10 protein-coding genes are annotated in these 9,577 nt (G+C 42.0%); 6 read left to right on the plus strand and 4 right to left on the minus strand.

Annotation, left to right across the window (positions count from 1 at the left end; genetic code table 11):
* The 5 genes from WKF69_RS16585 to WKF69_RS16605 form a co-directional block, all read left to right on the plus strand.
* The coding region (locus WKF69_RS16585) for a DUF6266 family protein (protein ID WP_340383339.1) at positions 1-638 on the plus strand (638 nt) is incomplete at its 5' end.
* A 54-nt stretch (positions 639-692) separates the two neighbouring features.
* On the plus strand, positions 693-1,061 hold the full coding sequence (locus WKF69_RS16590) for a hypothetical protein (RefSeq protein ID WP_340383341.1): 369 nt from the start codon (positions 693-695) through the stop codon (positions 1,059-1,061).
* Positions 1,062-1,081: 20 nt separating this feature from the next.
* The gene (locus tag WKF69_RS16595; RefSeq protein ID WP_340383342.1) at positions 1,082-1,747 is read left to right on the plus strand and encodes a DUF6266 family protein; all 666 of its coding nucleotides are present in this window, start codon (positions 1,082-1,084) and stop codon (positions 1,745-1,747) included.
* Positions 1,734-2,450, plus strand: coding sequence for a hypothetical protein (locus WKF69_RS16600; protein ID WP_340383343.1), 717 nt, complete (start codon positions 1,734-1,736; stop codon positions 2,448-2,450). Before WKF69_RS16595 ends, WKF69_RS16600 begins: the two co-directional genes overlap by 14 nt.
* Positions 2,451-2,653: 203 nt before the next feature.
* The gene (locus WKF69_RS16605; RefSeq protein ID WP_340383344.1) at positions 2,654-3,166 is read left to right on the plus strand and encodes a hypothetical protein; all 513 of its coding nucleotides are present in this window, start codon (positions 2,654-2,656) and stop codon (positions 3,164-3,166) included.
* 128 nt (positions 3,167-3,294) lie between these two features.
* On the opposite strand, the gene WKF69_RS16610 is transcribed toward WKF69_RS16605, so the two are convergent.
* Both WKF69_RS16610 and WKF69_RS16615 read right to left on the minus strand, forming a co-directional pair.
* A complete protein-coding gene (locus WKF69_RS16610; RefSeq protein WP_340383345.1) occupies positions 3,295-3,624 on the minus strand; it encodes a hypothetical protein in 330 nt (109 codons plus the stop codon).
* Between the two features lie 10 nt (positions 3,625-3,634).
* Positions 3,635-5,458, minus strand: a complete 1,824-nt coding sequence (locus tag WKF69_RS16615) for a hypothetical protein (RefSeq protein WP_340383347.1) — start codon at positions 5,456-5,458, stop codon at positions 3,635-3,637.
* Between the two features lie 260 nt (positions 5,459-5,718).
* On the opposite strand from WKF69_RS16615, the gene WKF69_RS16620 reads away from it, so the two are divergent.
* Positions 5,719-6,447, plus strand: coding sequence for a LuxR C-terminal-related transcriptional regulator (locus WKF69_RS16620; protein ID WP_340383348.1), 729 nt, complete (start codon positions 5,719-5,721; stop codon positions 6,445-6,447).
* Here WKF69_RS16620 and WKF69_RS16625 read toward each other — a convergent pair.
* Positions 6,444-7,511 (minus strand): hypothetical protein, encoded by a 1,068-nt coding sequence (locus WKF69_RS16625; RefSeq protein WP_340383349.1) that lies wholly within the window; start codon positions 7,509-7,511, stop codon positions 6,444-6,446. The two genes, WKF69_RS16620 and WKF69_RS16625, sit on opposite strands and share 4 nt — an antisense overlap.
* 66 nt (positions 7,512-7,577) lie before the next feature.
* Positions 7,578-7,952, minus strand: coding sequence for a type II toxin-antitoxin system HicB family antitoxin (locus tag WKF69_RS16630; protein WP_340383350.1), 375 nt, complete (start codon positions 7,950-7,952; stop codon positions 7,578-7,580).
* Between the last annotated feature and the right edge of the window lie 1,625 nt (positions 7,953-9,577).

Below are 9,577 nucleotides of genomic sequence, written 5' to 3' on the forward strand. Positions count from 1 at the left end.
GAACTATCAGAAAAGGAGCCCTCGGTGGCTTCTCCGGCAAGGCCGGAAGTATTATCGGCAGCAGCTGGCGTGATATTAATTATATCAAGGGCCTGCCAAAATTGAGCAACAAACCTAAGACTGAGAAACAGCTGGACCAGCAGGCGAAATTTGCCCTGGCAGTGAAGTTTCTTCAGCCTGTAAAAAGCCTGATGAATATCGGCTTCGGCCAGGTAAAGACCGGCAAGGCAACCGGTTTCAACATGGCTTTAAAACAGTTGCTGGACACTTCTATTACCGGTATCTATCCGGATTATGAGGTCGACTTGCCAAATGTGTCATTTTCAAAGGGTTCACTAGGTGTTCCTACCGACATCGTCATTGTTCCTGATGCATTATCGCTTCAGGTTTTCTGGTCAACCCGCTTTGATAAGCTGAACAGGTTTGTTAGCGATGAAATGAATATCCTGGTACATGAGCCAGTATCTGGCGACTTCGTAATCGGACCGGATGACTTGTTACGTACTACAGGGCAGGGTAATGTCGACATTCCGTCAGAATGGCTGGGCAGAACAGTACACATTTACATGTTCTATGTCTCGGGCGATGCCAAGGCCGTTTCAAACAGCGTCTACGCCGGAACTGCGGATATCATTTAATTCAATGCGGCGGCCCGGTGCCGCCGCAATTTTTCTAACCTAAAATTCATCATTATGAAACTCATACAGAAATATTTCTATCAGCCTCAATTCCCTTTCAGTAAAGAGATTACAGGCATCCTTGTAATCGTGCTGATCTTTCTAGTCTTTCCCTACGGAGTCAGAATGGTAGACCCATCGGCTGCGGCTATTGATCCGGGGATCTATAGCGCAATTATACTTGCCGCGTCGGCAATCTTAATCTTTAAAGCAGGAACCTGGTGGATCATCAAAGTGATCTGGCCGGTTTTTGCAGAATATTCCGAGCATCAATTTGAACGAAATTTCAAGGGGCTTGTGAATTCACAAAAAGTTCTGATCTACCTGGGATTCTACCTGACAGTCTTTTATTCATTTGTGTTTGTCCTGGCAGCCCTTATTTAATCATCCTCAACACTACAATTATGGCAAAATATTATAAAGGAGTTATCGGACCCATATCCGGCAAGGTCGGAGACAAGGTCTATACAATAAGAAATGGACAGGCTTATGTGCAAAGCAAGCCTAAACGCAGCACTAAACCACCAACTACCGCGCAGATCATCCAGCGTGCCCGGTTCGGCATGGTCGCGCAATTTGTTGGACCAATTCGCAACATCCTGAACCAGACCTATTCAAAAATAAACCGGAAAAAAGAAGGAGTGAATGTAGCTATACAGCAAATTCATGCCGACGCTATAATAGGGGAGTATCCCGATTTCGAGATAGACTTTGCAAAAGTGACGCTGACGAGGGGTCGCCTGTCTGCTCCGATTCTGGAAATGTCTTATTCTGAAGAGCATTGCGCACTCCAGTTATCCTGGTCAACCAAAATTGACTTCAATTCATTCCATGACGATGAATTGATAGCGATGATCTACTGCCCCTCACTACCAGAAAAATGGATGATTTTAGAGACAGGAATTTATCGTGCAGACGAAAAAGGCTTGATTAAGATACCCGCCGAACTATCCAACCGTGAAATCCATACCTGGCTATTTTACCGTTCAAGAATGCAAGATTCATATTCCCAATGCAACTATCCGGGAAACTTTTACTTACCTCAAATTGACGGCCATGGGAACGAGTAAAAAAGAACCCGGCGTTATGGTGATTCTGGTAATTAAAGTATCCGCTGTACTTATATTGCTGTTGAATGCACTCAGTCTCATGGCTCAATCTATGCCGCCGGAAAAAGGAAACTGGCAAGCAAAAAACGTACAGGGGAAAGTCCGTCAGATATACACTTCTCAAATCGGTGTCCGCGAAAAACCAGCCAATTCAGGACCGCAGGTTGAAAAATACCTCAAATACGTGGGTTTATCGAATGGCAATCCCTGGTGTGCAGCTTTTGTGTGCTGGGTGTTTGGTGAGGTTGGGGTAGATAACCCTCGAAGCGGTTGGTCACCGGATTTGTTTCCGGGTTCGAGGATAATCTATGAGAGCGGAAAGCTGAAAGCTGAAAGCGGAAAACTACTCCAAAAGAGTCCCTACGGGAAAAGTGGCTGGGCGGAGAGTCGCTGTGCATGTCCCTCGGGGGCAGGGGGTGGATTTTGCAAAATGCATTCAGTTACCAATAAGCCAGTATCCCCGGCCGCTGGTGACGTGTTTGGACTCTATTTTCCAGAAAAAGGCCGCATTGCGCATGTTGGATTTGTTGATGAGTGGCAGGATCCGTGGGTGATCAGTGTTGAAGGGAATACCAATGTGCAAGGAAGCAGGGAAGGAGACGGCGTTTATCGAAAAAGACGGCTGGTTAAGACCATTCACAAAGTTGCGCGATACATTGAATGAGTATCAAGAATCAAGAACCAAGATTTCTTACAGACGCACCTGATGGATCAAGGAACATATAATCTAGATATCCACAATGTGCAGGAGCTACTACATCAAGCCCGGGTAGTTTATCCGCCCAGCCTAACAACTAACTATTGTCATTGCGAGCGTGCCTGCCGGCGAGGCAGGCGCAGCGTGGCAAACCAACTAACAACCGATACATGAAACACACAATCACACTGGCAACTATGATCCTCATCATTTTCAGCCATGGTGCATGCCGCACCAGTAAGCTTTCTGCCCGAAGTAAAGCACGCCACATAGTGGGAGAACGATCTGACTTTAAAAACCGGGTAATGGATATCAATCGTTATGATAAGTTCAAAACCATAACAGACTCAAGCCACCAAAGCTATCAGCTCACCATTTTTCCGGCAGACACATTTAAATTTTCTATTCAAAATGGTTTTATTGGGAAAGCCACGAAAATAATTATAACCGGTTCCGGCAGCCAGTTAAAGCACATTCTCGACACATCAAAATATGTGCAAACATCTACCACAGATACCGAGGTGACGATGACAAGAAATGAACAGACGAACATCCGGGGCAGGTCTGCGGTGGTGGAAAGGGGCTACCTTATGTGGAAATGGATTTGTGCAGCAACAGTTGTGGGGCTAGTTTTGTTCATTGGATGGCGTAGGTTCAGGAAGTTTTTACCACAGCTTAAATAGCCTTGTACAACCCAAACTGACCCTGCGGAACGCTTAAACCAAGGGGGAAGTGGAAACTAAAGTAGCTTTCAGCACTAATAAAAAATCCCGGCATCATGACCGGGATTTTAAATCTTTAATTTAAATATTTAACGTCTTGTATATCGATAAATTATCTGGCCACTGCCCCCACCACATTGTTCCAATGGGCTGGTTTTCCACTCCGATGATTTAATAACAAAACATTCTAAATCATCATCGCATTTTACCGGGCTGTTTGTACCAGTGGTGTTCACAATTTCATAGTCGTTGTCGTCCTGACAAGTGGCTGATGTAAAACCCACAAACTGGCGCGTTGAAGGTGGTATTTTTTCATAGCTTCCGCAATTCTCGCGGTCACATTCACTCGTTAATTCCTTTTTTTCCGTGCATGCAATAATAGAAATTGCCAATGCCATAAGTAATATTATATTTTTCATATTGATCAATTTAATTTGACTTCTCAACTTTGTCGAAGTCGTAAAACATATAATCTTTGTTCTTGTCTAAATAAATATTGGTTTTTTTATTTTTTACCAAAGGTTTTGTACCTGCCGGATCATATATTTTCGCAATAGGCTCATTCTCTTTGACAACTCTTTGGCCCTTGTATTTGGGTTCCTTTTTTCTCCGTGCGTTGTCATATTTGGTTACATGATAATTACCTCGCCTGTCTTTTACATAATAAACTTGCATCGGGTTCACTAATCTGACATGTACTGAGACATTTTGGTTAATTGGAATAGGTTCTCCTCTAAATGGTTGATCATAAATGATTTTGGTGGAATCGTCAGCGTCCCGAAACGTTACCTGGTAATAGGGTTGGGTAAAGCCTTTATAAACCGCATAAGAGGTATGAAAAAATGGATGGTTATAGTAATATTCTATTTGCCAATTGTAATGAACAGGCTTTTCTGATTCCGGAGCGTTTGAACTACTATATTCGGAACTTAGTATATTTCCTTCAATCATTAAATATAGCCCGGAATAAATGGAGCCTTCCGCCGGGCTTCTGCTGGTTATAAGGAGACGTTGTTCAGTGTCGCTATCCGTTAGTGTGTGCACTTCGTGAAATGGAATATTTGTATAATCAATGGTAGGGTCATATACTTTCAACGTATCCAGCACTTTTAATGATGCCGTATCTAACTTCCTGAAATCATTACGTGCTATACTTGTAATTATATTGAGTTCTGATTGACTGGCTTCATAAAATGCAAGTTTCTCTTTAGCATCACGCACTGTTTCAGGTTTGAAGATCCTGTTATTGTTCGCATCAAGAACGAAACTAGCGTTGGCAATTGAACGGTCAATCCGGTCATAAATATCCTGTGATTTTTCCAGAAACCCTTTTTGACCAACACGTATCGGAGAGAAGTCAATCTTGGGAAAACCGGCGATGTTTTCATAGGGTTCCAGCTGCACGTAAAGAACTACAGGCGCGCCATCAGCAGCATTTATATCAGATTTAAATCTGCTGATGAATGTAACAAATGTTTCAAGATCCTGCTTATTCGGAGTTGCACCCTTTCCCCCCTCCGTAATTATCAAAGACTTGATCTTAGATATTTGATTCGACAATTCGGTTGTTTGGGTGGAGGTATTAGTAACTGAGACACTATTCTTTAAGTAACTCGCCGCTGCTTTTATGAATTTCTCATTTATTTTTTTCTCCGTGTTATCTCTTTGATTTAGTTCAAACATACCGTATACAGATCCTCCTGTGTAGATCTTGCTTACAAACATGTCGCCCGCCGTCAACATAAATTCTACGGGACTTTTTTTAGCGAGTTTTATCAACTCGTCTTTTACGTTAGGGTTCAGGATAACTCGTGGCTCATTTTTATACTCAGCCTTTGCTACCGCAATTTGATTAAACTTGTTGACGACTGTTTCTTTGTAAATTCGTTCTTTATGACTTACGCTTGCGGATGCACCCATATAAGAAGCTTGTATTTCCAGGGAACGGGAAATATCGAGTGCATTTCTTAATTTTTCCTTTGTATCAACAATATGAAGCTCCGTAAACCCAGAGCTACCGTGCGCATTCGAAACTATTTCTGTGCTGGAGGCATTGTTGACATAATCTAATACAGAGAAATATTCGTGACCGCTGGCAGAGTTATATCCATTTCCGAATCCCAATTCTTTGTAGACGATAATGGGATTGGTTGATGTTACAAGTTCTTTGTCTATAATTATGTTGTTTACTAATTCCTGCTGGCTGCTACAAGCCGTCAGCAAAACTCCAAGGAACCATAGCGTCTTTTTCATGATCTGGAGATTTTTTCCGGTAAATTCCCGCTATTGTCAAGAAAAGGCAAATTGAGGAGTGAAAGGTTGGGTTTAAAGTCGCAGAACCGCGACTGTTCCCGGCTTTTTTGATAAGTTTTCATCGTCTTTAAGTTTTAAGAATGAATTGTTTAATTATTTATATTATCAAAATTATATTCGGGCGACACATGAGTCAACTGTGTAAAACCACAGGTTGGATTTCTTAATTTTTATTATCTTGGTAACACTATACCTACTGAATGACAATTTCTGGAAGTTTTACACGGTCGATGGTTACCACCGTACCTGCCGACCTCAATGCACCGGAAGCTTTGCGCTTCGGCTCATTAATTCAAAGGTTTCCTGAGGAAGCCATTTATATCTATTCTTTCGAGCTGGGCAAAATGCTTTACGCCGATGGCTGGGAAGAGCTTCTCGGATATCGGGATGACGAGATCAGCATGCTGGATATTGTCACTATTACAAGTCCTGAATACGCGCCATTCTCAAATGAACTGAATGATAAAGCGCTGTTATTTATGCTTCAGAAAACCGAAGAACTGGAGAAGTATAGCTTCACTATCGAGCTTAAGAAGATCCATAAGAACGGAGATCATATCCCTCTTATCGTTAGAGTAGGTGTATTAAACAGTAAAAACGGCAGGATTACGGAGATCATCGGGCGAAATCAATTAAACAGAAGCATTAATCTCGGTAAGGTCATGCGTTATGCCGCATACGGCCCTGAGAAAGCTGAATTTGAGGAGAATTTGAATAAAGAGCTCTTTATGCACTTTGCAATCTCTCAAAAGGAGCGAGACGCCCTCGCAATGGTTGCCCGCGGCTTTGCCTTTAAAGAAATAGCAAATCATTTCGCCGTTTCGCAATCTGCTATTGAAAAACGTATCCTCCCACTCTATAAGAGGTTTGAAGTTAAAAGCCTTTCGCACCTGGTTACATTCGCCCACGAAAATCACATTTTACCCTAGCTTTGCTTATGATGGGCAAGGTTAACCGTTGAGATTTCATGCTCTTTTACGCCCAGACCGATGATCATTTCCTTCCAGCTTTTCAAAAAAGCTTGATCCGGATCAGGATGCCCCATTACCCATATCACTGATTTTTTAGTAATGGCATCTCTGTTTATTACGGACGGGGAATTGCCTTGATCTAAGATGTGCCGAAACCGATCCGGACTGACTATTTCTTCACGATAAGGCGGACCGGGATTAATATCATCTATAATCAGTAGCGAGGCAGATCTCCATGTCCAAATCGAATCATTTTCAGAAATGAGTTTTTTTGAATCAATCGCAAATAGATTGAACAATTTCATTCCAGTGGTATAAGATACCCGCGCATTTTTTATCGATGTTTCGGTTCCGATGCCCACCGCCATCTCTGTCTTTCCGCTTTTCCTGCCACCGAAAATCAAAAGATGTTTTGTTCCGGACCCGGATGCCTGAAATGCTTTTACTGTGTCCTTATCCAGTTCTTCAATTTTAAAATCCCACTGACTTAAACGAAACTGGAATGGGTACCTGGCTTCCTGTAACATTAGTTTTGTAGAATACCAATAATAAATTGGGTAAGCGAGAGTGAATAATAGCAAATAAATAGGCCAGTTGGGAATGCTTCCGGGTTCAATTACGTTGGCGGAGACGAAAGCCCCCAGGCTGAAAAAGCAGACATCTGTAAACGTGTCAAAAGCGATATTAAACCATTGGGGTTTAAAAACATATTCGGGACCCGGGATATAAATAAGGTTCGACCGTGACCGCCTGGAAAACAACAGCGGGCCAAGAAAATTGTAGAGTTCGAATAAGGTCCAGAGCGCGGAAATACAGATCGCAGCGAAAAAAGCTTTGTTGTTAATTTGAGAATGTCCTACTAGCCATTTGTAAAGAAGCAGCGTTGGAATAAATCCCAGAGTGAAATGCCCTAATTGATTAGCTAACCACGAATAGGTAAGGCTGACGCCCCTGTATGAATCCTTGCCGATCAAATCGGCTTTTAGTTGCTTCCACAGGGCTTTTAAAGTGATGTTGCTCATTTAGAAGGAGTTTTTAACTACAAGTTATGAATTAATCACAAGACTACAATTCCCAGTTTCGCTCTCTCAACGACTCCAACCAAAAACATCCATACCAACTTCCTCCTTATGCTTAATAGCATATTCAATTGCCCCTTTTACAAAATCATTGAGAGAAATGTTGTGCTGTACAGCCGTAAACGCAGCATCTTTATGAAGCTCTGCCGGAACACGGATATTGAAGCTTCCTTTAAATGTTTTCTCAGGTTTCTTTTTTGCGACTGCGCATGTAGTGATATAATCTTCCACAGCTTCTTCAAATGCATTTTTTATCTCTTTGACCGACGCACCTTCGAAGTTAACTACATCGTTTATACCTAATAGCTTTCCATAAAAAACTTCATCCTCTGTACTGTACTCTACTGTGCCCAGGTATTCTTTATATTTTAAATAGTTACTCATTTTGCACAATCCGGTTTCTTAAATATAACCACAGAAAATAACGCATCAAAAAATTTCTATTTAATGGTAAAGTCACCAGAAGTTATTGTTTTAAATGGGGGTCAGGTCTCCTCCTCCGATTTCGGCGAAGGCCGGAATCTCCTAGTTCCCCACACCGGCCTGTCATTCCGGCGAAGGCCCAATGTCATTAAGTTAAGCTTATACCACTAACATTTATACGTCATATTTAGGTTCCCGCCTTCGCGGGAATGACAACTTTTTTGGAAAAATAGGAGATTCCAGCCTGCGCTGGAATCGCAACTTGTTATTGTTCCAATAAACAATCTCGCCGAGGTGACGCAAAAACTCAGTAATGAGACAATGAAGATTACTCAGATTCCAGCGAAGGCTGGAATCTCCCCAATACCTCTCTATGTCTTGTCATTCTGGCGAAAGCCAGAACCTCCCGTCCCTTAACTTAATGACATTGGGCGAAGGCCGGAACCTCCGATGCCTGAAAAAATATGCCCGTGGGAACCGGACAGAGTCCTGAATTTAATATTAGGATTTAAGTGACCCTGCGGAACACTTAACCAAATGAGCAGACTTAAAGTTCCAGTCGACACGTGCGGCTGTGGCCGCGTGTCATCACGAGATCCCCGACTTAATCGGGGAACAGTGTAGGCCGGAACCTCCAAAAAAATGTAGTCTCCCCGATCCGGACAGAGTCCTGAATTTCATGTTAAGATTTAACTGACCCTCCGGAACACTTAAACCAAAGTAGAGCGCAGCGCGGCAAAGGGAATTATGTAAACTATTCCCGCAATTATGTAAAATTTTCTTATCACTAGACTCGTATCTTTATAATATGAAACCAATAGTCTTGTTTATGGCTTTATGCATTGCAGCTTTCCCGTTTATGGCGGGGAATGCCAGCAGTATGCAAAAAAGTTTAAAAGATAATTGCTGTTATGAAAAGACCAAGGATTCCGCTTGTACCCACAATAAAAAGGATGTATGTGATCCGGTAGCGTGTCAGAGTATGACAGGCTGTATTAGCATTACTTTTTGTACACCAGAAGGGTTTCCCCTGGCCTCCTTATTCCCGACTTTTATTAAGAAAATACCAGTTCCTGATTTCATAGGGGTGTTATCCCAATATACGTCCCTCAGCTGGCGTCCTCCATCTGTTTAGTAATTATTGCCTGAACTATTTATCGGCTCTTTAATTTATTATTAAACATTTAATTTAAAAATCATGAAAAAGTTTCTTTTAATCACTATGATGATAATATTCACAATATTTTCCATCTCTTTCGCCAATGCTTCATGCTGTAGTGCTAATATGCATAACTGCTCCAAATGTGCTAAAACATGCACGAAGACTAATTGTATGGACACATGTAGTAAAGCATGCAAGGCCTCAGGAAAATGTGACAAGACCTGTAAGAATTAAGGCGTTAAGCAAAACATACAGGTTTGAGATAAAAGAGAGCCGGTTCACATGAGCCGGCTCTTTTGTTTTAATGTTTTGCAGCGGACTTCCACAAAGCGCTGTCATTGCAGTCGCGGCGCGGCAAAAGATACCTATTATCAGGAATTAAAATTATATTAGTGTCAACAATTAAAAACCTTTCAAACTAACA

This window comes from Daejeonella sp. (genome assembly GCF_037719425.1).
Taxonomy (GTDB): Bacteria; Bacteroidota; Bacteroidia; order Sphingobacteriales; family Sphingobacteriaceae; genus Daejeonella.

What these genes read in the sequence shown, in the direction of transcription:
- WKF69_RS16605 (WP_340383344.1), top strand. Translation starts at nt 2,654, where the DNA reads ATGAAACACACAATCACACTGGCAACTATGATCCTCATCATTTTCAGC.
- WKF69_RS16625 (WP_340383349.1), bottom strand. Translation starts at nt 7,511, where the DNA reads ATGAGCAACATCACTTTAAAAGCCCTGTGGAAGCAACTAAAAGCCGAT.
- WKF69_RS16620 (WP_340383348.1), top strand. Translation starts at nt 5,719, where the DNA reads ATGACAATTTCTGGAAGTTTTACACGGTCGATGGTTACCACCGTACCT.
- WKF69_RS16630 (WP_340383350.1), bottom strand. Translation starts at nt 7,952, where the DNA reads ATGAGTAACTATTTAAAATATAAAGAATACCTGGGCACAGTAGAGTAC.
- WKF69_RS16610 (WP_340383345.1), bottom strand. Translation starts at nt 3,624, where the DNA reads ATGAAAAATATAATATTACTTATGGCATTGGCAATTTCTATTATTGCA.
- WKF69_RS16590 (WP_340383341.1), top strand. Translation starts at nt 693, where the DNA reads ATGAAACTCATACAGAAATATTTCTATCAGCCTCAATTCCCTTTCAGT.
- WKF69_RS16595 (WP_340383342.1), top strand. Translation starts at nt 1,082, where the DNA reads ATGGCAAAATATTATAAAGGAGTTATCGGACCCATATCCGGCAAGGTC.
- WKF69_RS16615 (WP_340383347.1), bottom strand. Translation starts at nt 5,458, where the DNA reads ATGAAAAAGACGCTATGGTTCCTTGGAGTTTTGCTGACGGCTTGTAGC.
- WKF69_RS16600 (WP_340383343.1), top strand. Translation starts at nt 1,734, where the DNA reads ATGGGAACGAGTAAAAAAGAACCCGGCGTTATGGTGATTCTGGTAATT.